Source organism: Cupriavidus sp. FW305-3-2-15-C-LB2 (genome assembly GCF_058787575.1).
Window position 1 is genome coordinate 54,419 of record NZ_JBYSZW010000039.1, and the last position, 22,402, is coordinate 76,820.

Genomic DNA, 22,402 nt, shown 5'->3' on the forward strand with positions numbered 1-22,402 from the left:
TCGCACCATGACCCAGGCCCGTACCAAGAAGAACCCTCCGCTGCGCGTCGGCGTCGGCGGCCCGGTTGGCTCCGGCAAGACCACGCTGCTGGAAATGCTGTGCAAGGCGATGCGCGACCGCTACGACCTGGTTGCCATCACCAACGACATCTACACGAAGGAAGACCAGCGTCTCCTGACGGTCTCCGGCGCGTTGCCGGCGGAACGCATCATGGGCGTGGAAACGGGCGGATGTCCGCACACCGCGATCCGCGAGGACGCCTCGATTAACCTGGAGGCGGTGGACCGCATGTTGGCGCGCTTCCCGGATGCTGACGTGGTCTTCATCGAGTCCGGCGGCGACAACCTCGCTGCCACCTTCAGCCCAGAACTTTCTGATTTGACGATCTACGTCATCGACGTAGCCGGCGGTGAGAAGATTCCGAGAAAGGGTGGGCCGGGCATTACCAAGTCCGACTTGCTGGTGATCAACAAGACGGACCTGGCGCCATACGTCGGGGCATCGCTGGAAGTGATGGAGAGCGATGCGCGCAAGATGCGCGGCGCCCGGCCGTTCGTGATGGGCAGCGTCAAGTCCGGGCAGGGCCTGGACGAGGTGATCCGCTTTATCGAACGGCAGGGCATGCTGGGCGTCTAGTCTGCGCTGTCGCCCTTGGCATCGGATGCGGCGTTGGTGGCGTGAGTCAGCGACGGGCGGAAGCTGCCCTTGCCCGCCAGCGCCCGCGCCACCGCGGCCACCAGGTTCAGCTCGGGCTCGGTCAGCTCCGCCATATGGCGCACGGTGGCCTCGATCGCCGCGCGCTGGCGGTTGCCGAAGGGCGCGCGCGATTGTTCCACCTGCAGCTGGCTGGCGTCATGGCGGCTGAAGTCGAGCATCTCCGGGGTTGGCACGGCGAGCGTCTCGGCCAGCCTGCAGATGTTGGCGAGCGCCAGGTTGCGCTTGCCGCTTTCGATGCCGCTCAGGTATGAGCGCGACAGCCCGCTCTCAAGCGACAGGGTTTCCTGGGACCAGCCCCGCTGCTTGCGTAGCCAGGCAAGATGCAATCCGAATAGTCTGAGATTTCGAGAAGTCATGGGGTCGTGAAAGGTTCGGAGTGGTCTGAGGCTAAGGGTTTGACCTTGAGGCCACGACAACTTATCCTCTTCCTCACTATCGGTGTCCGACCCGCAAATTGAGGGGTGCGCCAGGCAAAATGGCGCGACACGATGGCATCAACCGGACGGCCTGCATGGCCGAGCCAAACGGGCCACTGCGCAATGCTGCGCGCAACGCTGTCATGCGTGCGCCGCACTGCGCGGACAGCCGCCTTGCGGCCTGTCGCCCTGCAGGGGGATTGCCATGCAGATCTTCACGCTGTTCGAGGCGCGAATGCGCGCCCTCCATGCCGACCGCCACGCGCCGTCGGACTTCATTCCGGGGTTCCAGTCACGCTTGCTTGCCGCTGCAGCCGGCCTCGGCAGCACCTGCGACTACGTCTTTCTCTGCGCCGGCGAGACCCAGGCTGAATTTGCCGCGGACCGCCATGAATGGTGGGGCTGCCTGCGCGGGGGCCTGCGGCTGTGGTCGCCCGGGCGCGGCTGCCTGCTGATGGGCGGCGGCGAGCTGTTTGCGCCGGCGCCAGGCGTACCGATGCAGGTGCAGGCGATGGTCGACACCATCCTGGTGCGCACCGTGCCGCAAGGGCCGGCCGATGCATCGCGGCCGGTGGCGCTGCCTGCGGGGTGGCACTGCGCGCTGGGCGGCATTGCCGCAGTCGGGGCCAATGGCGCCGAGGGGGTGGCGGGCATGCACGTGTTGCCGGCAGAGGTGGTGCGGGCCGAGGGCCCGCAGCCGGAGCAGGGCATGCGGCCGGAGTTCATCCAGCTGGACCAGTCGGGCGATGACTGGGCGCAGCGGCTGCAGGCGCGCGGGCTGCGCTGGGCGCTGTGCTACCGCGGCGCCATCGGCCTGCACTGGCATGGCGCGCTGGTGCGGGCCGGTGGGGACATGGCCTTCCTGCAGCCCGGCACGCTCTACGCGCCGGACCCGCACGAGTCATGCCGGCTCGACGTGCTGTTGCCGGGCACCGGCCTGCTGTGCTGCTTCGGGCCGGGCGATGACGTCGAGATTGGTGTTGCGGCGCGCGGCGGACGGCGCGCGGACGGGTATGCGATTGCGTGCCACGCGCTGGCGCCGACCTGATGCCAGGCGGGTCAGCCGGGGCCAGCGCCCCGGCCGCGGCAGTGCCGTGCTCAGTGCCGCTTGTATTGCGTGGCGCCGAACAGGACCTCGCGCGCCTTGTCGTCCTGCAGCGCCTTGCGCGCGCTGGCCAGCACTTCCACGCCGCGCTTGACCGCGGGGCGCTCGGCGATCTCGTTGAACCAGCGCTTCAGGTTCGGGTAGTCGTCCAGGTCCACGCCCTGGTTCTGCCAGCTGCGCAGCCACGGGAAGGTGGCGATGTCGGCGATGGTGTACTGCTCGCCGGCCAGGCAGGCGTGCTTTGACAACTGCGTGTCGATCACGCCGTACAGGCGCCTGGCCTCGTTGGTGTAGCGGTTGACCGCGTACTCGATCTTCTCGGGCGCGTACATGCGGAAGTGGTGCGCCTGGCCCAGCATCGGGCCCACGCCGCCCATCTGGAACATCAGCCATTGCAGCGCCTCGTACTTGCCGCGCACGTCCTCGGGCAGGAACTTGCCGGTCTTGCCGGCCAGGTAGAGCAGGATGGCGCCCGATTCGAACAGCGAGATCGGCTTGCCGTCCGGGCCGTCGGGGTCGACGATGGCCGGGATCTTGTTGTTGGGGCTGATCTTCAGGAAGTCCTCGCCGAACTGGTCGCCGGCGCCGATGTTGATCGGATGGACCTTGTACTCCAGGCCGCATTCTTCCAGCATGATGTGGACTTTGTGGCCGTTGGGCGTGGCCCAGGTGTAGACGTCGATCATCGCAAAAGATCTCCTGGATGCGATCGTTGGGGATGGCCACATCAACCACCGACGTGGCGAACCGGGCGATTTAAGCACAGAAGAAAAAAACGCGCAGACTGGCTGCGCGTTTTCCATACTGCCGGCAGGGCCGAAGCCCCGCGGCGTTGCCAGGCGGTCAGAACCCGCGTGCCACCGGCATCCTGATGTCGTCCGGGTTCAGGTTCATGTGCTTGGCCAGCTCCAGCTTGGCGATGGCGTTGCGGTGCACCTCGTCCGGGCCGTCGGCCAGGCGCAGCGTGCGCTGGTGCGCCCACCAGTTGGCCAGCGGGAAGTCGCTGGAGACGCCGGCGGCGCCATGGACCTGGATGGCCCAGTCGATCACCTTCAGCGCCACGTTGGGGGCGATCACCTTGATCATGGCGATCTCGGCCTTGGCCACCTTGTTGCCCACGGTGTCCATCATGTACGCGGCCTTGAGCGTCAGCAGGCGCGCCATCTCGATCTCGCAGCGGGCTTCGGCGATACGTTCCTGCGTCACGCCCTGGCTGGACACCGGCTTGCCGAAGGCCACGCGCGACAGCGCGCGCTTGCACATCAGTTCCAGCGCGCGCTCGGCCACGCCGATGCTGCGCATGCAGTGGTGGATGCGGCCCGGGCCCAGGCGGCCCTGCGCGATCTCGAAGCCGCGGCCTTCGCCCAGCAGGATGTTCGAGGCCGGCACGCGCACGTTCTTCAGCTCGATCTCCATATGGCCGTGCGGCGCGTCGTCGTAGCCGAACACCGGCAGGAAGCGCTTGATGGTGATGCCCGGGGTATCGGCCGGCACCACGATCATCGACTGCTGCTCATGGCGGCCGGCGTCGGGATTGGTCTTGCCCATCACGATGTAGACCTTGCAGCGGGGGTCGCCCGCGCCCGACGACCACCACTTGGTGCCGTTGATCACATAGTGGTCGCCGTCGCGCTCGATGCGGCATTCGATATTGGTCGCGTCCGACGAGGCCACGGCCGGCTCGGTCATCAGGAAGGCCGAGCGGATCTCGCCGGCCAGCAGCGGCTCGAGCCACTTGTCCTTCAGTTCCTCGGAGGCATAGCGCTCCAGCGTCTCCATGTTGCCGGTGTCGGGGGCCGCGCAGTTGAAGACCTCGGCCGACCAGGGCACCCGGCCCATGATTTCGCACAGCGTGGCGTATTCCAGGTTCGACAGGCCCTGCGGGGCGCGCGGCGAGCGCGGCAGGAACAGGTTCCACAGGCCGGCCGCGCGTGCCAGCGGCTTCAGCTCCTCGATCACCTTGGTCGGCACCCAGGCATTGCCGGCGCGGCGGTTGGCGTCGATCTCCGCGGCGAAACGCTTTTCGTTCGGGTAGATGTGCTGGTCGAAGAAGGCCAGCAGCTTGGCCTGCATTTCCTTGACCTTCGGGCTGTATTCGAAATCCATGTGGTCTCCTCGCTACGGAATCAGTGGGCGCCGGGGTGGGCGGCGGCGCCTCGTTGGCCTCGGCAGGCCTCGGCATCAGTGCGGCATGGGCCGATGCAATGCACTCTATCTGAAAGCTGGTAATAAGAAAAATGAATTTTCTGGATTTGCCAGTATCAATTCCCTGCATTCCGTGACAGAATCTCCGGCATGCAGCTCTCCCGCATCGACCTGAATCTCTTCGTGGTGTTCGACGCCATCTACAGCGAAGGCAGCATCACCGCGGCCGCGCGCCAGCTCAACCTGACGCAGCCCGCGGTCAGCCATGCGCTGGGCCGGCTGCGCACGCTGTTCGACGACCCGCTATTCGAGCGGCGCGGGCAGGGCATGGCGCCCACGCCGCTGGCGCGCTCGCTGGCCGCCGAGGTGCGCAGCGCGCTGCAATCGTTCGCGCGCACGCTGCAGGATACGCCGCACTTCGATCCCACCAATACCGTGCGGCGTTTCACCATCGGCATGCGCGACGCGCTGGAATCCACGCTGCTGCCGCCGCTGATGGCGCGCGTCACGGCAATGGCGCCGCAGGTGGAGATTGCCGCGATCCGCTTCGACCGCCGCGAGATGGAATCCGAGCTGCTCGCCGGCACGCTGGACGCCGCGCTGGACATCCTGCTGCCGGTCTCGCCCGCCATCCACCACGCGCCGTTCATGGCCGATCCGATGGTGGTGCTGGCGCGGCGCGACCATCCGCTGGTGAAGAAGGAACTGACGCTCGAGCGCTACCTCGCGGCCGAGCATGTGCACGTGTCGTCGCGCCGCCGCGGCGCCGGGCTGGAAGACCAGGCCCTGCACCGCATGGGCCTGACGCGGCGCGTGCGCCTGCGTTGCCAGCACTACGCGGCCGCGTGCCGCGTGGTCAGCTGCACCGACCTGCTGGCCACGCTGCCGCTGCGCTATGCGCGCATCGCCAATGAGCCCTATGCCAACCGCCTGCTGTCGCTGCCGTTCAAGGTGCCGTCGCTGGAACTGCACCTGTACTGGCATGCGGGCGGCGAAAACGACGGTGCCAACCGCTGGCTGCGCGAGCAGCTGATGGCGGTGATGGCCGCGCTCGGCACCGGCATGGCCGACGTGGCCGCCGCCAGCTAAGTGCCCTCGCGCCCGCACGGCGGGCACCGCAAGCGATCCCCGCGGCGCCCCGGTGCGGCGCGCGCGGGTCACACGTAAGGAATTGTTCATGGGCTAGACCCTGCCGGCCCGCGCCCATACCATCGTCCGGTCTTTCTGCCCCCGGCGCCGCCGCCGCGAGCCCGTGTCCACACGGTGCTGGCGATGGTTGCCGCGCCGGCTGTCCGCGCCTGCGGATCCCCCGGGGCAGGTTCCTTCCTCCGATGACCACGACGATTCAGAACGATGACCGGGAAACGCTTGCTTGCTGATCACCAACCCATGCCGCCGCGACGCGCGCGGCGCACCACGCTCGCCCTGACCACCCTTTGCGCTGCTGCGGCGCTGGCACTGTCCGCATGTGGCGGCGGTGGTGGCGATGGCGATGGCGGCGGCGGTACTTCGTCGAACGCATCGCAAGCGAACGGGCAGGCCAGCGCGCCGTCCGGCTCTGGCTCGACCACGCCATCCACCGCAGGTGCCTGCTATACCGTCAGCGGCACGGCGCCGGCACCCGCGGCGGGCGGCGGCGTCTCGCTGCTGCCGGCGCGCGGCAGTGCAGTCAGCAATTACCGCGTGCTGGAAGAGCCGCGCACCGCCGGCCTGTGCTACGCCAACTATCGGCGCGAGCAGGTGGGCCTGCCGCCGCTGGCGGCACGCGATCCGCTCAATACCGTGGCGCAGAACCACACTGCCTACATGCTGGCCAACGCCACGCTGACGCACGACGAGACCAGCGGCAAGCCGGGCTATACCGGCGCCACGCCCAACGAGCGCATCCAGGCCGCCTATCCGACCAATGCCACCGCGGAAGTCGTGGCCGGTGCCAACCGCTGGACTTCGGTTGCCAATGCGCAGCTGTCGATGTCGCCCAAGGACGCGCTGGTGTCGGACCTGGTCAACGCGCCGTTCCACCGCGCCGCGCTGCTGGGCAGCTACGGCTCGGCCGGCAGCGGCTTTGCCGAGCGCGTGGGCCCTGATGGCAGCGGCACCTCGGCCAGCTACTACCAGACCATCGACCTGGCCGATGCATCGAAGGGCGGCAGCGACAGCCAGATGGTGGCCTACCCGTACAACGGCCAGGCCGACGTGCCGGCCAGCTGGGTCAACACCGAAAGCCCCAACCCCGCCCCAGGCTATGAGGGCAAGACCGTGGGCTATCCGGTTTCGCTGCAGGCCATCAACACCTCGCTGCAGTTCGATGCCGACAACTTCGTCATCACCGACGCGCAAGGCAACAATGTGAGCTGCCTCAAGGTCGACAGCCGTTCGTCGGGCCTCTCCAGCGCCGCACGCGGCCTGGCGATCTGCACGCCGGTGGCGCCGCTGGCCAGCCAGCAGCGCTACAGCGTGAGGGTTACCGGCCGGCTGGGTTCGCAGCCGGTGGACCTGAGCTGGTCGTTCACCACACGCTGACCCGCACTCGCCAGAACACCGGCGCGCTCATTGCGGCGCGCCGTGCCGCAGTTCGATGCGCACCTGGCCTGGGGCCAGCGTGCGGTCGGCCTGCACGGCAAATGGCACCGGCGGGCGTTGCGCCGCCGGCATCGACTGCCAGAGCCGTCCTGCCCATTCCCTGATTGCCTCACTGTCCGGTTCGGCCGCCAGCAGCGTGACCGATGCCGCCGCCGGCATGCGCGCAGCCGTGGCGGCGGGGTCGTCCTGGATCGACACGACCATGCTGGATGCGGTGTGCGCCGCAGGGGCGCGCGCGGCCGCCATCGGTGGCCCTGCCTTGCGTGCAAAATCTGCCCGCGGCGCGGCCGCCGGCGGTGCCGCGGGTGCCGGCATTGCCGGCTGCGGGACTGCTTCTGCCATGGCCGGATACGCGGGAGCGGCCGGTGCGGCGGCCACGGCCGGCGCCTGGGCGGACAAGCTTTCGGTCGCTTGCGGCGGTGCTTGCGTGGCGGCCTCGCGTGGCGCCGTGCCCCCGGCCGTTGCCGACGCGCGGCTGCGCTGCCCGGCGTGCGCCGGGGCAGGCCGCTCTTCCCGCTGCGGGGCCGGGGCAGCCTTCGCGGCTGGCGGCGGATTTGCCGGCGTGGCCGTCCCGGGCTCCGCCGCAGCTTGCGGTGCGGGCGCTGCCGCCATCTCTGCGGCGGGTGCAGCGGCCGGGGCGGACACCTGTTCAGGCGCCGACGCCGGCAGCAGTGCGCCATCATCGATCTGCCGCAGCACGATGCTGGTGGTCAGCCCGGCCACCGCCGCGACGCTGGCCACTAGCCCGAGCGAGCGCCACCACCGCCGCGCGCGCGCGGCGCGCGCTGCCATGGATTGCGTTGCGGTCCCTGTGGCCCGTGGTGTTGCCGCCTCAGCTGCCTGTGCCTGCAGCCACGCGCTGGCAGCGGCACCGACCGGGGCACCCAGAATCTCCGCTGCGGGCTCGCCTGACGCCACGCGTGCAAGCAGCGCATCGCGTCGCGCGGCCTGCGCCGCCTGCAGGCGCGCGGCTTCTTCCTGCACCGCCGTGGCCAGCGTTGGCGGCGCGGCGAAGGGCAGGGCCGCCGCGCCGGCCCGCTGGCGATCCTCCTCCTGTTGTGCCGCACGTGCGGCCGCGTGCACCGACTCTGCCAGCGCAGCGGACGGCGCGTAAGCGGGCAGCTCCCGCAGCAGCGCCGAAAGCCGGTCCTTGCCGTCGATAAAGCGGTCGGCCGCGTTCACGACGGCGTCTCCTGCGAGCCCGGCACGTTGCCGGCCAGGTCTGCGCGCAGGCGCGCGAACGCATAGCGCAGCCGGCTCTTCACCGTCTCGAACTTCTCGCCGAGCATCTGCGCAATCTCTTCGACGCTCATGTCGCTGAAGAAGCGCAGCACCACCACCTCGCGCTGGGCGACGGGCAGCTGCAGCAGCGCGCGATGCACGTGGTGCGCGTGCTGGCGCAACTGCAGCTCCGCTTCCGGCGACAGGTCGTCGGCCGGCATCTCCGCTGGCTGGTCGTCCAGCGCTTCGCGCTGGCGCGCATCGGCGCTGCGCACCTGGTCGAGCCAGGTATTGCGCGCAATCTGGAACAGGAAGGTGCGGAACGCCGCGTCCGGCTGGTAGTCGCCGCAGCGGGTCATCAGCTTGACCCAGGTCTTCTGCGCGATGTCTTCCGCTTCGCCGCGGTTGCCCTGGCACAGCCAGGCCACGTAGTTGTAGAGGCCGGCGTTATGGCGGCGGAACAGCTCGGTGACGGGCTGCTCGATGATGCCGCCCGCCACCAGCAGCATCAGGTCATGGTCGGGCAGCGCGGACAACGCGGCGCCGGGCGCGGCGGAAGGGACGGGGTCGGGTGCCTGCATGCGCCGGAGTATAGGAGAGCGCAAGGCGGCGCGACAGTCCGCCGCGCCGCCTTGCGCCGGCTCGCGGCCCGGGCTGGTGTCAGCGTGCCGCACGCTCGGCCGGCCCGCCGCTGGTAGCGCCGGCCGGACTGGCCGTGGCCAGGCTCTGTGCCAGGTCCACCAGCTTGAGGAACTCGCCCCGATAGCCAAAGCGGTCGGTCCCGCGGGCGCCCTGGGCCAGCGCGCGGGCATCGGCGTAGCGCCAGTCGCCGGTGAACTTGCCGCCGCGCAGCACCTGACCGAAACCGGCCACCGCCGCGGCAAAGCGGAAGTCGTCATCGCCTTGCGCCAGCGGACGGATGGCCTGCCGCACGACGGTGATGTCCATCAACTGGCTGGTGCCGGCGGCAGGCAGCTTGTAGCGCAGCTTGATGTGCGCGAGCTCGCCGTCGCGCCCCGGCGCGGGTGCGGCCGGCTGGTAGCGCAGCGGATCGACCAGCCCGGCCTGGCCGGCCAGCGTCAGCTCATACAGCGCCGTCACGGTGTGGCCCGCGCCGATATCGCCGGCATCGACCTTGTCGTTGTTGAAGTCCTCGCGCGCCAGCATGCGGTTCTCATAGCCGATCAGGCGATACTCCTTCACCGTGGCCGGATTGAATTCCACCTGGATCTTCACGTCGCGCGCGATGGTGGCCAGGGTCGAGCTGATCTCGCTGACCAGCACCTTGTTGCCTTCCATCAGGTTGTCGATATACGAATAGGCGCCGTCGCCGGCATCGGCCAGCTGCTCCATCAGCTGCTCGTTGTAGTTGCCGGTGCCGAAACCGAGCGTGGACAGCGATACGCCCGACTTGCGTTTCTCTTCCACCATGCTCTTGAGTTGCCGGAAGTCGGTCACGCCCACATTGAAGTCGCCGTCGGTGGCCAGCAGCACGCGGTTGATGCCGCCGGCGATAAAGCTCTGCTGCGCGGCCTGATAGGCCAGCGCGATGCCGCTGGCGCCGGCGGTGCTGCCCCCGGCCACGAGCTGGTCGATGGCGGCGCTGATGGCGGTCTTGTCGCTGCCCGGCGTGGGTGGCAGCGCCACGCGCGTGCCGCTGGCATAGGTGACCAGCGTGATGCGGTCCTGCGGCCGCAGCTTGTTCACCAGCAGCTTGAGCGAGGACTTCAGCAGCAGCAGCTTGTCCGGCGAATTCATCGAACCCGACACATCCACCAGGAATACCAGGTTGGCGGGCGGCAGCGCGCCGCTGGCCATGTCCTTGCCCTTGATGCCGATGCGCAGCAGCACATTGGCCGGGTGCCAGGGCGCGGGCGCCAGCGCGGCATGCACGGCGAACGGGCGGCCGTCGGCGGGCTGGGCATAGTCATAGGGGAAGTAGTTCAGCAACTCCTCCACGCGCACCGCATCCGCCGTCGGCATGCGTCCGGCATTGAGCATGCGGCGCATATTGCTGTAGCTGCCGGTATCGACATCGATGCTGAAGGTGGATACCGGCGCCTGCGCCACCAGCCTGACGCCGTTTTCCTCGATGGCGCCGTAGCGTTCGCGCTCGGCTGGTACCGGCGGTGGAAGGTGGTAGGGCATCGCCAGCGGGGCGCGCGGGGCGATGGCGTGCATTTCCATGGCGGGTGCCACCTGGCCAGCCTTGGCGGCGTGGTCGTGCGTGGGCGCCGGGGCCGCGGGCGGCGGCACAGGCTGGGCCACTTCCGGGGGAAGCGACGGCGAATGCCCGCCGCAAGCCGACAACACCAGAGCGGCGGCAAAACTGGAAATGATGGCCGGTGCGCGAAGTTGCATATTGTTCTCCTGAGCGGCCGCGGGGCGGGTTCTCGGTCATGACGGCCTGTCGATGAAACGGTGCTGGCGAGAGGTCGGGGTTAAGCCGGGAGAATTTTTTTGCAACTGCATGTGGCTCCCTCATGTGGCGGCAGTCAGACTTTCTTGCCCCAGGATGCTCCGATCGCCACTACAATCGTTTGATCCTTCCCCAGGAGATATCGCATGGCTCACCCTGACCTCTCTTCGATGGCGTGGCGCGGCGCGCTGGCCCTTGCCCTGACTGCGCTGCTCGGTGCTTGTGGTACCCAGGGCGGAGGGACCGCCGCGCCCGCAGCGCCGGCCGCGCCGTCGGCCACGACACCGCCTGCCGCGATGCCGCCGGCCCCGGAAGTTGCCTCCGGGTATCGCCCGGGCATGTCCACCGTCTACGCGCAGCGCCACATGGCTGCCGCGGCCAACCCGTTGGCGAGCGAGGCCGGGCGCGCCATCCTGCGCCAGGGCGGCTCGGCCATCGACGCCGCCATCGCGATGCAGGCCGTGCTGACGCTGGTCGAGCCGCAGGCCACCGGCATCGGCGGCGGTGCCTTCATCATGTACTGGGACGGCAAGAACGTTCAGGCCTTCGACGGCCGCGAGACCGCCCCTGCCGGCGCCACCGAAAACCTGTTCCTGCGCCCCGACGGCAAGCCCATGGAGTTCAGCGAGGCCCAGATCGGGGGACGCTCCGTCGGCACGCCCGGCGTGATGCGCGCGCTGGAAATGGCACACCAGAAGCACGGCCGCCTGCCGTGGGCCAAGCTGTTCCAGCCCGCCATCGACCTGGCCGAGAAGGGCTTCCCGATCTCGCAGCGGCTGTACACGCAGGTGGCTGCCGACAAGTTCCTGGCCAATTCGCCGGAGATGGCCGCGTACTTCCTGGATGCACAGGGCAAGCCCAAGCCGGCCGGCACGGTGCTGAAGAACCCGAAGCTGGCGCAGACCCTGCGCGATGTCGCCCGGCGCGGTGCCGGCGTGCTCTACAACGGGCCGATCGCGCGCGATATCGTCGCCAAGGTCAACGGCGGCAGCAATGCCGGCTCGCTGTCGCTGGCTGACCTGGGCAGCTACCGGGCCAAGCAGCGCGTGCCGGTCTGTACCGACTACAAGCGCTGGAAGATCTGCGGCATGCCGCCGCCGTCGTCGGGCGGCATCGCCATCGCGCAGATCCTGGGCACGTTGCAGGCGCTCGAGACCAAGAATCCCAAGTACGCGCTGGCCGCGCTCAAGCCGCAGGGCGTGAATACGCCGGCGGTGATGGAGGCCAATCCCGACGCGGTCCACGCGATCTCCGAAGCCGACCGCCTGGCCTACGCCGACCGTGGCCTGTACGTGGCCGATGCCGACTTCGTGCCAGTCAACGTGACCGGCCTGGTCAGCCCGTCCTACCTTGCCACGCGCGCGGAGCTGATCGGCGACAAGAGCATGGGCAAGGCCCAGCCGGGGGTGCCGCCGGGCACGGCGATGGCCTACGCGCCCGACCGTTCACCGCCGCGCGTCTCCACCTCGCAGATCGTTGCGGTCGATGGCCGCGGCGGGGCGATTTCAATGACCACCACGATCGAGTCGTACTTCGGCTCCCATCTGATGGTGCGCGGCTTCATGCTGAACAACCAGCTGACCGATTTCTCCTTCGTGCCGAGCGAGAACGGCAAGCCGGTGGCCAACCGCGTGCAGCCGGGCAAGCGCCCGCGCTCGTCGATGGCGCCGACGCTGGTGTTCGACCGCGAGAGCGGCCAGCTGGTCGCCACGGTCGGTTCGCCGGGCGGCTCGCAGATCATCGAGTATGTGTCCAAGACCCTGGTCGGCATGCTGGACTGGAACATGGACGTGCAGGCCGCCATCGGCATGGGCAACTTCGGCAGCCGCAACGGCCCGACCGAGGTGGAGAAGGGGCTGGTCTCGCCGGGCCTGGTGCAGGCACTGCAGCAGCGCGGCCACCAGGTGGCCGAGATCGAGATGACCAGCGGCACGCAGGCGATCATGCGCAAGCAGGGGCCTGACGGCAAGGTGGTGTGGGCCGGTGGTGCGGACCCGCGGCGGGAAGGGGTGGCGCTGGGGGATTGAGCGTCGCGCGATGCAGATGAAAAACGGGCGCCTCGGCGCCCGTCTTCTTTTGCTGCAGCAGTTGCCGCGTCAGCCCTTCGCCTTCTGTGCGTACTGCCACCCCATCTCCGCCATCGGCCGCGCGCGCTTGCCTGCGTCCAGCGCCTGCGCCGACGACGCGGTGCCGTCCACCACGCGCTTCATGATCCCCTGCAGGATGCCGGCGATGCGGAACATGCTGAAGGCCAGATAGAAGTTCCAGTCGCCCGTGATCGGGCGGCCGGTGCGCTGCTCGTACAGGCGGCGGTAGCTGGCTTCGTCGGGGATGCCCAGCGCGGCGAAGTCAACGCCGGCAATGCCGCGGAACTGGCCCGGGGCGATATGCCAGCTCATGCAGTGATAGCTGAAGTCGGCCATCGGGTGGCCCAGCGTGGACAGTTCCCAGTCCAGCACCGCCAGCACGCGCGGCTCGGTCGGGTGGAACATCAGGTTGTCCAGCCGGTAGTCGCCGTGCACGATCGAGGTCAGGTCGGCGTCTTCCTGCGGGATATGCTGCGGCAGCCAGTCCATCAGCGCGTCCATCGACGGGATCGATTCGGTCTCGGACAGCTTGTACTGCTTGGTCCAGCGCTCGATCTGGCGCTGGAAGTAGTTGCCGGGCTTGCCGTAGTCGCCCAGGCCGATGGCGTTGTAGTCGACCGTGTGCAGCGCGGCGATGACGCGGTTCATCTCGTCGTAGATGGCGCTGCGCTCGGCGGTGCTCATGCCCGGCAGCGACTGGTCCCACAGCACGCGGCCGGCGACGAACTCCATGATGTAGAAGGCGCGGCCGATCACGGACTCGTCCTCGCACAGCGCGTACATGCGCGCCACCGGCACGTCGCTGCCGGCCAGCGCGGCCATCACGCGGTATTCGCGCTCGATCGCGTGCGCCGAAGGCAGCAGCTTGCTCTTGGGGCCGGGCTTGGCGCGCATCACGTAGGTCTGGCCCGGCGTGACCAGCTTGAAGGTCGGGTTGGACTGGCCGCCCTTGAACTGCTCCACGGTCAGCGGGCCGGCAAAGCCCTCCACGTGCTGGCGCATCCAGGCTTCCAGCGCGTCGGTGTCGAAGCGCTGCTGGTCCGCCACCGGGCGCGTGCCCTCGAAGTGCGATACGTTGCTGGTCATGCTGTCTCCGTTGGTTTTCTGTTCGGTATCGGTTGGGATTCGATCAAGTCCGCGGCGCGCTCAGCCCTGCGGCTGGCGTCCGCGCAAATACTGGTGCAGCAGCACTTCCATGGTGGTGTGGCGCGTGCCGCTGTGCACGGGCGTGGGCGGCGAGTAGTTGGTCATGCGCACCACCCAGTCGAGCGGGCCGTCGCCCATGTCGAGCACATTGATGCAGCCCGCGGTCTGCAGCAGCGAGCCGAAGAACACGCGCCGCCCGCAGGTGATGGCCTGCGACAGGATGGCGCGGTTGGTGCCGCCGTGCAGCACCATCAGCGCGGTGTCCCAGTCGGGATCGGCGCGCAGGCGCTCCAGCGCGGGCAGCACGCGGTCGAGGAACTGGCCGATGGTCTCGCCGTTGAGGAAGCGCTTGTCTTCCGGGACTTCGCCTTCGAAGGCGCCGACGAAGGCGTCGCGCAGGTCCTGGTCGGCAATCGCGGACAGGTCGCCGCCGCGGATCTCCTGCAGCGCGGGCCAGACTTCAGGCACGATGCCGTCCATCTCCGGCAGCTCGGCCAGCACGCGCTCCGCGGTCTCCACCGTGCGCGGCAGTCCGCTGACGATGACGCGGTCGAAGCGGATCTGTTCGGCGGCAAAGGCGCGGCCGGCGGCGGTCGCCTGCATGCGACCGGTCTCGTTCAGCGGCACCATCTCGGGCAGGGCAGGGCGCCCGGCCTCGTCGAAATATGAAACGGCACCATGCCGCATCAGGTAGATGCGGCGACGCGAGGGCGGCGGCAGTTCCATGCGTTGTCTCCTTGCATTGTGCGGCATGCCCGTCTGTCGCGGGCTGGCCGTTCGGGTAAAGCCAGGCGTCCGGCGCCCGGCTTCAGAGGTACTGCGGCTTGCGCTTTTCCAGGAAGGCGCTGATGCCTTCGCCGCCGTCGGGGTGGTGCAGCGCGGCGACGAAGCTGTCGCGCTCGGCCAGCAGGTGTTCGGCGCGCGATGCGGTGGCTGCGTGGTTGATCAGGGCCTTGATGCGGCCCACGGCGTGCGGCGACTGGCGGGCAAGGCCAGCGGCCAGGCGCAGGGCCTCGTCCAGGGCCTGGCCCGGCTCGGTGACGCGGTTGACCAGCCCGAACTGCGCCAGCCGCGCCGCGTCCACCGGTTTGCCTTCCATCATCAGCTCGCTGGCCAGCGGGCGCGGCAGCGCGCGTGCGATCTCATACGAGCCGCCGCCGTCGGGCGTGAGCCCCACGGAGACATAGGCCATCACGAACTTGGCATTGCTGGCCGCCACCACGAAATCGCACGCCAGCACCACCGAAAAGCCCGCGCCCGCGGCCGCGCCTTCCACTGCCGCGATGATCGGCTTGGGAAAGGCGTGCAGCGACTCGACCCAGCCGTTCAGCAGGGCGATGCTGGCGGCCTGCACCTCCTGCGGCTGGCTGCGGTTGCCGAGCAGCCGGTTCAGGTTGCCGCCGGCGCAGAAAATGCCGTCGGCGCCGGTGATGATGACCGCGCGCACCGAGTCATCGGCGGCGGCCTGATCCAGCGCCTGCTGCGAGGCCGCGTAGATGTCCGGGTGCAGCGCATTGCGTGCCTCGGGGTTCGAGATGGTCAGCACCAGGGTCGAATCGACGCGGTGGGAAAGCAGCTGTGCGGGCATGGGCGTGGCTCGGTCGGTGGGGCGGTGGCGGGCTTACTGCTCTTCGGCCAGCAGCGACAGGCCCAGGCCGGCACGGCGCCACAGCCACGGGCTCGGGCGGTAGCGCATGTCGCCGGTCAGCGCTTCCATGTTGCGCAGCGTCTCCAGCACCAGTTGCGGGCCGACCGCATCGCCCAGCGCCAGCGGGCCCTTGGGATAACCCAGGCCCAGGTTGACGGCGAGGTCGATGTCCGACGGCGTGGCGATGCGCTGCTGCGCGATATCGCTGGCGATATTGATGATGCAGCAGAGCACGCGCTGCGCGACGAAGCCGGCCGAATCACGGATCACCGTGACCGGCACGCCGTCGCTGGCGAACAGGCCGTGCGCGGCATCGCGGGCGGCGGCGCTGGTGGCCGGCGTGGTCATCAGCGTGCGGCGCTTGGTGGCCTCGAACGGCAGCAGCGTGTCGATGGCAACCGTGCGGGCCGGGTCCAGGCCCTGTTGCAGCGCGCTGGTGGTGGCGTCCAGGCCCAGCGGGGTGACGATGATCAGCGCGTCGGCCGACGGCTTGTTGCCGCCTTCCGGGGTCACGCCCAGCGCGCCCAGCAGCTTGGTCACCATGGCGTGGCCGCGCTCGCTGGCGTGGCTGACCCACACGCTCGACGGACGTGCGCCCGGCACCGCGGCGGCTGCCGGCACCTGCTTCTGGCCATCGGCATACGAATAGAAACCAGCACCCGCCTTGCGGCCGATCAGCCCGCCGACCGCGCGGATCGCGGTGATCGGCGAGGGACGGTAGCGCGGTTCCTGGTAGAACTGGTTGTAGATCGATTCCATCACCGGGTGCGACACGTCCAGCCCGGTCAGGTCCATCAGCTCGAACGGGCCCATGCGGAAGCCGGCCTGCTCGCGCATGATGTTGTCGATGTCGGCAAATCCGGCCACGCCTTCCTGCGCGACCTTCAGGCCTTCGATATTCATGCCGCGGCCGGCATGGTTGACGATAAAGCCTGGCATGTCCTTGCAGCGCACCGGCGTATGGCCCATGCGGCGCGACAGCGCCATCAGCGCGTCGCCCACCGCGGGGTTGCCCGACAGGCCGTCGATGACCTCGACCACCTTCATCAGCGGCACCGGGTTGAAGAAGTGGTAGCCGGCGATGCGGCCCGGGTGCCTTGAACCCACGGCGATCGCGGTGATCGACAGCGACGACGTGTTGGAGGCAATGACGGCGTCTTCACGCAGGACCGCTTCGAGCTTGGCGATCAGGTCGCGCTTGACCTCCAGCTTCTCGACGATGGCTTCCAGCACCATGTCGCAGCCGGCCAGGTCTTCCAGCGTGCCGCAGGGCTTGACGCGGGCCAGCGTGGCCTCTGCGTCGGCGGCGCTGATCTTGCCCTTGTCGGCGAGCTTGGCCAGCGTGTCCTGCAGGTACTGGCGCGCGGCGGCCACGGCTTGCGGGTTGGCGTCGTACAGGTTGACGGTCAGGCCCGCCTGCGCGGCGATCTGCGCGATGCCCCGGCCCATGGCGCCGGTGCCGACGATACCCAGCGTATCGATGGTGAAAGTGCTCATCAGTTGCCCCAAAAGTTGTGGTTAAATTAGCACGATCGTACGTTTTTTGCACCTTCCGCAACAGTCCGGCGGGGCAGGCGGCGTGCGCTGATCGGCCAGCCGGTACACTGCAGACCCCGGATGGTCCACAATCACCCGACATCCGCACCGTGCGATGCGGGGATCATTCCAATAACGGAGAGAGACGACATGCTGAAGCTCTGCGGTTTTGCCGCCAGCAACTACTACAACAAAGTGAAGCTGGCGCTGCTGGAAAAGAACGTGCCGTTCGAAGAGGTGCTGGCCTGGATCGGCCAGACCGACCTGGCGGCCACGCCCGCGGGCAAGGTGCCCTACATCATCACCGAATCCGGCCCGCTGTGCGAGTCCGAAGCCATCGTCGACTACGTCGAGGCGGCCTATCCGCAGACGCCGCTGCTGCCGCTCGACCCGTACCAGGCCGCCAAGGTGCGCGAGATCGTCGTCTTCATGGAACTGTACCTGGAGCTGACCGCGCGCGAGCTGTACCCCGAGGCATTCTTCGGCGGCAAGGTCAGCGATGGCGTCAAGGACCGCCAGCACAAGCTGCTGACGCGCTATGTCCCCGCCTTCGCCAAGCTGGCGAAGTTCTCGCCGTATATCGCCGGCGACACCTTCACGCTGGCCGACTGCGCCGCCGCGGCGCACCTGCCGCTGGTGTCGTCGTGCACCAAGATCATCTACGGCACCGACCTGCTGGCCGACCTGCCGGTCAAGGACTACCTGAAGACGCTGTCGGCGCGTGAATCGGTGCAGAAGGTCAATGCCGACCGCAAGGCCAATCTTGAGCTGATGGCGAGCCGCAGCAAGTAGTAAGCGAAGCGGCGTGAACTGCCGCATGTGTAAAAAACGCCCGCGAATTCATCGCGGGCGTTTTTGTTTTCATCACAGCCTGGCCAGCCGCTCCAGCGCCAGCGCCAGCGTCTCTTCCTTCTTGGCAAAGCAGAAACGCACCACGCCCGATTCACGCGGCTGCGTGTAGAAGGCCGAGACCGGGATCGCGGCCACGCCGATCTCGCGCGTCAGCCACATGGCGAAGTCGGCCTCGCTCAGGTCGGAAATGGCCGAGTAGTCGACGCACTGGAAGTAGGTGCCGTCCGACGGCAGCAGCTTGAAGCGGCTGTTGGCCAGCCCGGCGCGGAAGAAGTCGCGCTTGGCCTGGTAGAACGCCGACAGCTGCAGGTAGGGCGCGGGATCGGCCATGTAGTCGGCCAGGCCATGCTGCACCGGCGTGTTCACCGTGAACACGTTGAACTGGTGCACCTTGCGGAACTCGGCCATCAGCGCGGCCGGCGCGGCCACGTAGCCGACCTTCCAACCGGTCACGTGATAGGTCTTGCCGAAGCTGGAGATCACGAAGCTGCGGCGCGCAAGCTCAGGATGGCGCGAGACCGAGGCGTGCTGCTGGCCGTCGTAGACCATGTGCTCGTAGACCTCGTCCGAGAGCAGCAGGATGTCGGTGCCGGCCAGGATCTGCGCCAGCTGGTCCATGTCGGCCGCGCGCAGGATCGTGCCGGTGGGGTTGTGCGGCGTGTTGATCAGGATCATGCGCGTGCGCGGCGTGATCGCGGCGGCCAGCTTGTCGAAGGGCACGCGGAATTCCGGCGCTTCCAGCGTGACCGGCACGGCGGTGGCGCCGGCCAGCTCGATCGCGGGCAGGTAGCTGTCGTAGCACGGCTCCAGCACGATCACCTCGTCGCCCGGATGCACCGCGCACAGGATCGCGGTCAGGATGCCCTGGGTGGCCCCGGCGGTGACGGTGATCTCGGTGTCCCAGCTGTACTGGTGGCCATAGAGGCTGGCGATCTTGGCGGCGACGGCCTGGCGCAGGCGCGGCACGCCCGCCATCGGCGGGTACTGGTTATGGCCGGCGCGCATGGCGGCGGTCACGGCATCGACGATCCTGGGGTCGCAGTCGAAGTCCGGGAAGCCCTGGCCCAGGTTGACGGCGTTCTTCTCGGTGGCCAGCGCGGACATCACGGTGAAGATGGTGGTGCCGACTGCGGGCAGGCGCGAGGGCGGCGGGGTCAGCGGCGTCAACTGGGTGTGGGTGGTGTCTGCGGACATGATGCGAACGTGTCGATGCGGTGGGGACGGGATGCGATCAGGCGTGCGGCGCCACCACGTAGGCGGCGCCGGGAGCCGACATTCTAAAGCGGATCGGCGGCGCTGGCGGCGCCAAGCGTGGCCAGCCAGGCGCCGAAGGCCGGCGGCGTCATCACTTCCACGCCGCTGCTGCGGCGCAGGCGGGTGCGCAGCTTGAGCACGGCCTTGTCCTTCGATACCAGGCAGGCGGCGCCGGCAAAGTGCGCCAGCTCAACGAACTTCTGGTCGTCGGTGTCCTTGCAGCGGGGCAGGCGGATGGCGTCGTAGTCGGCCTGCGGCGGCGCGGCTTCCAGGCTGGCGAGGCGGTCGACGGTGGCCAGCGCGGCATCGATATCGATGTCAAAGCGGGCAAATTGCGGATAGGCCAGCACCCGCCGCAGTTCCTCGCGGCAGTCGGCGCGGATCACCGGGGCGATGGTGCCGGCCTCAAGCGCGGTGCGGATCGGCTCCACATGCGGGTCGCGGAAGACCAGCAGGTCCACCCAGATGTTGGAGTCCAGCACCACGCGCGGCGCAGATGTGACGCCGGCGGGGCTGGCGAAGAGGGTGGTTGCGGTGGTGTCGAGGCGCATTCGCTACAATCTTGGCTTGTTTGTCCTTGGCTACTGCCGCGATTTTGCCATGCTCATCGTTTTGTCTCCCGCCAAGTCGCTGGACTACGAGACTCCGCCGCGCCTCAAGACCCATACGCTGCCGCGCTTTATCGACCGTTCCGCCACGCTGATCGAGCGCCTGCGCAAGCTGGCGCCGCAGGATGTGGGCGCGCTGATGGACATCTCCGACAAGCTCGCGGTGCTCAATGTGACGCGCTACGGAGACTGGTCGCCGGAGTTCACCGCGGCCAACAGCAAGCAGGCGGTGCTGGCCTTCAATGGCGACGTCTACGACGGCCTCGACGCGAAAACGCTGTCGGCCGACGACCTCGGCTTTGCGCAGAAGCACCTGCGCATCCTGTCCGGCCTGTACGGCGTGCTGCGCCCGCTGGACTGGATGCAGCCCTACCGGCTGGAGATGGGCACGCGCCTCGACAACGTTGCCGGCAAGGACCTGTACGCGTTCTGGGGCGACGATGTCACGCAGATGATCAACGCCGACATGGCCGCGCTTAGGCAGGAAGGCGCGCCGGTGCTGGTCAACCTGGCCTCGGAAGAATATTTCAAGGTGGTGCGGCCCAAGGTGCTGCAGGCCAGGATCGTCACGCCGGTGTTCGAGGACTGGAAGGGCGGCCGCTACAAGATCATTTCGTTCCACGCCAAGCGCGCGCGCGGCACCATGGCGCGCTACGCCGTGACGCAGCGCGTGACCGAGCCGGAAAAGCTCAAGCGCTTTGCCGAAGACGGCTACGCCTTCGACGCCGCGGCCTCGGATACCACCCGCTGGGTGTTCCGCCGCCGCCTGGAAGACTGAAACCCATCGCCACGAGACTGCCAGCCATGCCTGCCGCCTTGCACATCTCTTCGCAATTCGACTCCGGCGCCATCGAGGTCGAGGCGCTCGACCGCGCCGACGATATCCGCCTGCGCATCCGCGCCGATTCGCACGCCGACTTCCGCCAATGGTTCCATTTCCGCCTGCAGGGCGCGGCGGGGCAGGCGTGCCGGATGCACTTCCTGAACGCCGGCGACTGCACCTACCCGGACGGATGGCGCGACTACCGCGCGGTGGCTTCGTACGACCGCGCCAACTGGTTCCGCGTGCCGACGCGCTTTGACGGCCAGGTGATGACGGTGGAATTCACGCCCGAGCACGACAGCATCTGGTTTGCGTATTTCGAGCCGTATCCGGATGAGCGCCACCTGTCGCTGCTCGCCAGCTGCCAGCGCTCGCCGCTGGCGCGGCTGTCGCACCTGGGCAGCACCGTGGACGGGCGCGACATGACCCGCGTCACGCTGGGCCAGCCCGGCCCCGGCAAGAAGACCATCTGGATGATCGCGCGCCAGCACCCGGGCGAGAGCATGGCCGAATGGTTTGTCGAAGGCGTGCTGCAGCGCCTGACCGGCACCGGCATGTGGGCGGGCGACCCGGTTGCGCGCAAGCTGCTGGAGCGCGCGGTGTTCCATATCGTGCCGAACATGAACCCGGACGGCTCGGCGCGCGGCAACCTGCGCACCAACGCCGCCGGCGCCAACCTGAACCGCGAGTGGATGGCGCCGAGCCCGGATACCAGCCCCGAGGTCTACCACGTGCGCCGCGCCATCGAGGCCAGCGGCTGCGACATGTTCTTCGACATCCATGGCGACGAGGGACTGCCGTACAACTTCGTCGCCGGCAGCGAGATGCTGCCGGGCTTTACCGAGGCGCGCCGGCGCGAGCAGCAGCGCTTTATCGAGGCCTTCAAGCGGGTCTCGCCGGATTTCCAGGATGTGCACGGCTACGCGGCCAGCAAGTACAACGCGGATGCGCTCAAGCTGGCGTCCAAGTACATCGGGCATACCTTCGGCTGCCTGGCGCTGACGCTGGAGATGCCGTTCAAGGACAATGCCGACCTGCCGGATCCGGCGGTCGGCTGGAACGGCGCGCGCAGCGCGCTGCTGGGGACGGCGATGCTGCAGGCGATCCTGGACTACCTGGGCTGAGCCAACGCAAACGGCCCAACCGGACGAAACCGGGTGCGCCGGAACGGCGTTGGCGCGGACGCGGTGCGCCCGCTTTGCGCCTATTGCTTCTTCCTGGCCTTGCTGGTCGTCTTGGCCGAGCCGGAGGTGGACTTGGCGCTCGTTGACTTCGACGACCTGGACGCCGTCGCCTTGCTTGACTTCGATGCCGTGCTCTTGCCCTTGGCCCCCTTGCGGCTCTTGCTTGCCGAAGCTTGCGTAGCAGCAGGCACGGCCGGCGCGGCAGCCGGTTCGCTGATGGTGGCGCCGCCGCTGTCCAGCAGCTCATACGCCAGCATCATCCCGTCGTCATAACCGCAGCGCACCTTCACCGGCTGCCAGTCGTCGCTGCCGCGGCGCTTGTGCGCGGTGGCGGCGAAGGTGACCACCGAGCTGACCGGTACGGCCTGCTTGCCGGGCGAGAAGCGTCCGCTCCATGGCTCGGTCGTGGCCTGTCCCGCGGCGAGCGCGCCGGTGGGGATCTTCAATGCATCGTAGCTGGCCGAGCGCGGCACCACCCAGCTGGCGTGGGCGGCGCAGTCCGCCACGTCGCTGGTGGCGTTCTCGGTCTTCATCAGTTGTTCGCGCATGCGGGTCCGGTACTCGGACAGGCTGACGCGGCCGCGGTCGGGCAGGGTGACGGTCTTGGTGGGTGGCGTGGGAGTGGCGGGTGCCGGGGCGGCGGCGGCAGGTCGGGCG

21 protein-coding genes are annotated in these 22,402 nt (G+C 68.6%); 8 read left to right on the forward strand and 13 right to left on the reverse strand.

Annotated elements, in window-relative coordinates:
• Positions 1–7: 7 nt before the first annotated feature.
• On the forward strand, positions 8–637 hold the full coding sequence (gene ureG / locus AC3WRR_RS24765) for an urease accessory protein UreG (protein WP_010809095.1): 630 nt from the start codon (positions 8–10) through the stop codon (positions 635–637).
• On the opposite strand, the gene AC3WRR_RS24770 is transcribed toward ureG, so the two are convergent.
• On the reverse strand, positions 634–1,074 hold the full coding sequence (locus tag AC3WRR_RS24770; RefSeq protein ID WP_011614870.1) for a helix-turn-helix domain-containing protein: 441 nt from the start codon (positions 1,072–1,074) through the stop codon (positions 634–636). The two genes, ureG and AC3WRR_RS24770, sit on opposite strands and share 4 nt — an antisense overlap.
• Before the next feature lie 265 nt (positions 1,075–1,339).
• Here AC3WRR_RS24770 and AC3WRR_RS24775 point away from each other — a divergent pair, with 265 nt between their 5' ends.
• A complete protein-coding gene (locus tag AC3WRR_RS24775) occupies positions 1,340–2,182 on the forward strand; it encodes a hypothetical protein (RefSeq protein ID WP_011614871.1) in 843 nt (280 codons plus the stop codon).
• A gap of 50 nt (positions 2,183–2,232) precedes the next feature.
• Here AC3WRR_RS24775 and AC3WRR_RS24780 read toward each other — a convergent pair whose 3' ends face one another.
• Together AC3WRR_RS24780 and AC3WRR_RS24785 are read right to left on the reverse strand one after the other, a co-directional pair.
• The gene (locus AC3WRR_RS24780) at positions 2,233–2,925 is read right to left on the reverse strand and encodes a glutathione binding-like protein (protein WP_010809092.1); all 693 of its coding nucleotides are present in this window, start codon (positions 2,923–2,925) and stop codon (positions 2,233–2,235) included.
• Positions 2,926–3,082: 157 nt separating this feature from the next.
• Positions 3,083–4,345 carry an acyl-CoA dehydrogenase family protein gene (locus AC3WRR_RS24785; RefSeq protein ID WP_010809091.1) on the reverse strand — a complete coding sequence of 421 codons (1,263 nt, stop codon included), beginning with the start codon at positions 4,343–4,345 and terminating at the stop codon, positions 3,083–3,085.
• Positions 4,346–4,534: 189 nt separating this feature from the next.
• Between AC3WRR_RS24785 and AC3WRR_RS24790 the strand changes: the two genes are divergently transcribed.
• Both AC3WRR_RS24790 and AC3WRR_RS24795 read left to right on the forward strand, forming a co-directional pair.
• Entirely contained in the window at positions 4,535–5,473 is a 939-nt protein-coding gene (locus AC3WRR_RS24790; RefSeq protein WP_010809090.1) for a LysR family transcriptional regulator, read from the forward strand.
• Between the two features lie 264 nt (positions 5,474–5,737).
• Complete coding sequence (locus AC3WRR_RS24795; protein WP_037024367.1) at positions 5,738–6,907, forward strand: CAP domain-containing protein; 1,170 nt, start codon at positions 5,738–5,740, stop codon at positions 6,905–6,907.
• A 27-nt stretch (positions 6,908–6,934) separates the two neighbouring features.
• On the opposite strand, the gene AC3WRR_RS24800 is transcribed toward AC3WRR_RS24795, so the two are convergent.
• The 3 genes from AC3WRR_RS24800 to AC3WRR_RS24810 all read right to left on the reverse strand — a co-directional run bounded on the left by AC3WRR_RS24800 (position 6,935) and on the right by AC3WRR_RS24810 (position 10,549).
• A complete protein-coding gene (locus AC3WRR_RS24800) occupies positions 6,935–8,149 on the reverse strand; it encodes a hypothetical protein (RefSeq protein WP_439671481.1) in 1,215 nt (404 codons plus the stop codon).
• Positions 8,146–8,769 (reverse strand): RNA polymerase sigma factor, encoded by a 624-nt coding sequence (locus tag AC3WRR_RS24805; RefSeq protein WP_492298373.1) that lies wholly within the window; start codon positions 8,767–8,769, stop codon positions 8,146–8,148. The genes AC3WRR_RS24800 and AC3WRR_RS24805 overlap by 4 nt, the downstream gene beginning before the upstream one ends.
• Before the next feature lie 79 nt (positions 8,770–8,848).
• Positions 8,849–10,549 carry a vWA domain-containing protein gene (locus AC3WRR_RS24810; protein WP_492298375.1) on the reverse strand — a complete coding sequence of 567 codons (1,701 nt, stop codon included), beginning with the start codon at positions 10,547–10,549 and terminating at the stop codon, positions 8,849–8,851.
• Positions 10,550–10,753: 204 nt separating this feature from the next.
• On the opposite strand from AC3WRR_RS24810, the gene ggt reads away from it, so the two are divergent.
• Positions 10,754–12,634, forward strand: a complete 1,881-nt coding sequence (gene ggt / locus AC3WRR_RS24815) for a gamma-glutamyltransferase (RefSeq protein WP_037024366.1) — start codon at positions 10,754–10,756, stop codon at positions 12,632–12,634.
• Between the two features lie 69 nt (positions 12,635–12,703).
• Here the strand turns inward: ggt and AC3WRR_RS24820 are convergent, their stop codons facing one another.
• The 4 genes from AC3WRR_RS24820 to AC3WRR_RS24835 form a co-directional block, all read right to left on the reverse strand.
• Positions 12,704–13,780, reverse strand: coding sequence for a phosphotransferase (locus AC3WRR_RS24820; protein ID WP_010809084.1), 1,077 nt, complete (start codon positions 13,778–13,780; stop codon positions 12,704–12,706).
• A 60-nt stretch (positions 13,781–13,840) separates the two neighbouring features.
• Positions 13,841–14,566 carry a histidine phosphatase family protein gene (locus AC3WRR_RS24825; protein ID WP_010809083.1) on the reverse strand — a complete coding sequence of 242 codons (726 nt, stop codon included), beginning with the start codon at positions 14,564–14,566 and terminating at the stop codon, positions 13,841–13,843.
• Between the two features lie 82 nt (positions 14,567–14,648).
• Positions 14,649–15,428: an oxepin-CoA hydrolase, alternative type gene (locus tag AC3WRR_RS24830; protein WP_010809082.1), complete on the reverse strand. Its 780-nt coding sequence runs from the start codon at positions 15,426–15,428 to the stop codon at positions 14,649–14,651.
• A 33-nt stretch (positions 15,429–15,461) separates the two neighbouring features.
• Positions 15,462–16,985 carry a 3-hydroxyacyl-CoA dehydrogenase gene (locus tag AC3WRR_RS24835; RefSeq protein WP_011614878.1) on the reverse strand — a complete coding sequence of 508 codons (1,524 nt, stop codon included), beginning with the start codon at positions 16,983–16,985 and terminating at the stop codon, positions 15,462–15,464.
• A 189-nt stretch (positions 16,986–17,174) separates the two neighbouring features.
• Here AC3WRR_RS24835 and AC3WRR_RS24840 point away from each other — a divergent pair, with 189 nt between their 5' ends.
• A complete protein-coding gene (locus AC3WRR_RS24840) occupies positions 17,175–17,816 on the forward strand; it encodes a glutathione S-transferase (RefSeq protein WP_010809080.1) in 642 nt (213 codons plus the stop codon).
• Between the two features lie 72 nt (positions 17,817–17,888).
• Here AC3WRR_RS24840 and AC3WRR_RS24845 read toward each other — a convergent pair whose 3' ends face one another.
• Both AC3WRR_RS24845 and AC3WRR_RS24850 read right to left on the reverse strand, forming a co-directional pair.
• Positions 17,889–19,070 carry a pyridoxal phosphate-dependent aminotransferase gene (locus AC3WRR_RS24845; protein ID WP_492298378.1) on the reverse strand — a complete coding sequence of 394 codons (1,182 nt, stop codon included), beginning with the start codon at positions 19,068–19,070 and terminating at the stop codon, positions 17,889–17,891.
• Between the two features lie 83 nt (positions 19,071–19,153).
• Positions 19,154–19,681, reverse strand: a complete 528-nt coding sequence (locus tag AC3WRR_RS24850) for a PIN domain-containing protein (RefSeq protein ID WP_010809078.1) — start codon at positions 19,679–19,681, stop codon at positions 19,154–19,156.
• 49 nt (positions 19,682–19,730) lie between these two features.
• On the opposite strand from AC3WRR_RS24850, the gene yaaA reads away from it, so the two are divergent.
• Both yaaA and AC3WRR_RS24860 read left to right on the forward strand, forming a co-directional pair.
• Entirely contained in the window at positions 19,731–20,516 is a 786-nt protein-coding gene (gene yaaA, locus AC3WRR_RS24855; protein WP_010809077.1) for a peroxide stress protein YaaA, read from the forward strand.
• A gap of 26 nt (positions 20,517–20,542) precedes the next feature.
• A complete protein-coding gene (locus tag AC3WRR_RS24860; RefSeq protein ID WP_010809076.1) occupies positions 20,543–21,685 on the forward strand; it encodes a M14 family metallopeptidase in 1,143 nt (380 codons plus the stop codon).
• Between the two features lie 80 nt (positions 21,686–21,765).
• On the opposite strand, the gene AC3WRR_RS24865 is transcribed toward AC3WRR_RS24860, so the two are convergent.
• Positions 21,766–22,402: BspC domain-containing protein (locus AC3WRR_RS24865; protein WP_492298381.1), on the reverse strand; the 637-nt coding region annotated here is incomplete at its 5' end.

What these genes read in the sequence shown, in the direction of transcription:
- AC3WRR_RS24860 (WP_010809076.1), top strand. Translation starts at nt 20,543, where the DNA reads ATGCCTGCCGCCTTGCACATCTCTTCGCAATTCGACTCCGGCGCCATC.
- ureG (WP_010809095.1), top strand. Translation starts at nt 8, where the DNA reads ATGACCCAGGCCCGTACCAAGAAGAACCCTCCGCTGCGCGTCGGCGTC.
- AC3WRR_RS24840 (WP_010809080.1), top strand. Translation starts at nt 17,175, where the DNA reads ATGCTGAAGCTCTGCGGTTTTGCCGCCAGCAACTACTACAACAAAGTG.
- AC3WRR_RS24845 (WP_492298378.1), bottom strand. Translation starts at nt 19,070, where the DNA reads ATGTCCGCAGACACCACCCACACCCAGTTGACGCCGCTGACCCCGCCG.
- AC3WRR_RS24775 (WP_011614871.1), top strand. Translation starts at nt 1,340, where the DNA reads ATGCAGATCTTCACGCTGTTCGAGGCGCGAATGCGCGCCCTCCATGCC.
- AC3WRR_RS24790 (WP_010809090.1), top strand. Translation starts at nt 4,535, where the DNA reads ATGCAGCTCTCCCGCATCGACCTGAATCTCTTCGTGGTGTTCGACGCC.
- AC3WRR_RS24835 (WP_011614878.1), bottom strand. Translation starts at nt 16,985, where the DNA reads ATGAGCACTTTCACCATCGATACGCTGGGTATCGTCGGCACCGGCGCC.
- AC3WRR_RS24780 (WP_010809092.1), bottom strand. Translation starts at nt 2,925, where the DNA reads ATGATCGACGTCTACACCTGGGCCACGCCCAACGGCCACAAAGTCCAC.
- AC3WRR_RS24810 (WP_492298375.1), bottom strand. Translation starts at nt 10,549, where the DNA reads ATGCAACTTCGCGCACCGGCCATCATTTCCAGTTTTGCCGCCGCTCTG.
- ggt (WP_037024366.1), top strand. Translation starts at nt 10,754, where the DNA reads ATGGCTCACCCTGACCTCTCTTCGATGGCGTGGCGCGGCGCGCTGGCC.
- AC3WRR_RS24820 (WP_010809084.1), bottom strand. Translation starts at nt 13,780, where the DNA reads ATGACCAGCAACGTATCGCACTTCGAGGGCACGCGCCCGGTGGCGGAC.
- AC3WRR_RS24850 (WP_010809078.1), bottom strand. Translation starts at nt 19,681, where the DNA reads ATGCGCCTCGACACCACCGCAACCACCCTCTTCGCCAGCCCCGCCGGC.
- yaaA (WP_010809077.1), top strand. Translation starts at nt 19,731, where the DNA reads ATGCTCATCGTTTTGTCTCCCGCCAAGTCGCTGGACTACGAGACTCCG.
- AC3WRR_RS24825 (WP_010809083.1), bottom strand. Translation starts at nt 14,566, where the DNA reads ATGGAACTGCCGCCGCCCTCGCGTCGCCGCATCTACCTGATGCGGCAT.
- AC3WRR_RS24785 (WP_010809091.1), bottom strand. Translation starts at nt 4,345, where the DNA reads ATGGATTTCGAATACAGCCCGAAGGTCAAGGAAATGCAGGCCAAGCTG.
- AC3WRR_RS24795 (WP_037024367.1), top strand. Translation starts at nt 5,738, where the DNA reads ATGACCGGGAAACGCTTGCTTGCTGATCACCAACCCATGCCGCCGCGA.
- AC3WRR_RS24805 (WP_492298373.1), bottom strand. Translation starts at nt 8,769, where the DNA reads ATGCAGGCACCCGACCCCGTCCCTTCCGCCGCGCCCGGCGCCGCGTTG.
- AC3WRR_RS24830 (WP_010809082.1), bottom strand. Translation starts at nt 15,428, where the DNA reads ATGCCCGCACAGCTGCTTTCCCACCGCGTCGATTCGACCCTGGTGCTG.
- AC3WRR_RS24770 (WP_011614870.1), bottom strand. Translation starts at nt 1,074, where the DNA reads ATGACTTCTCGAAATCTCAGACTATTCGGATTGCATCTTGCCTGGCTA.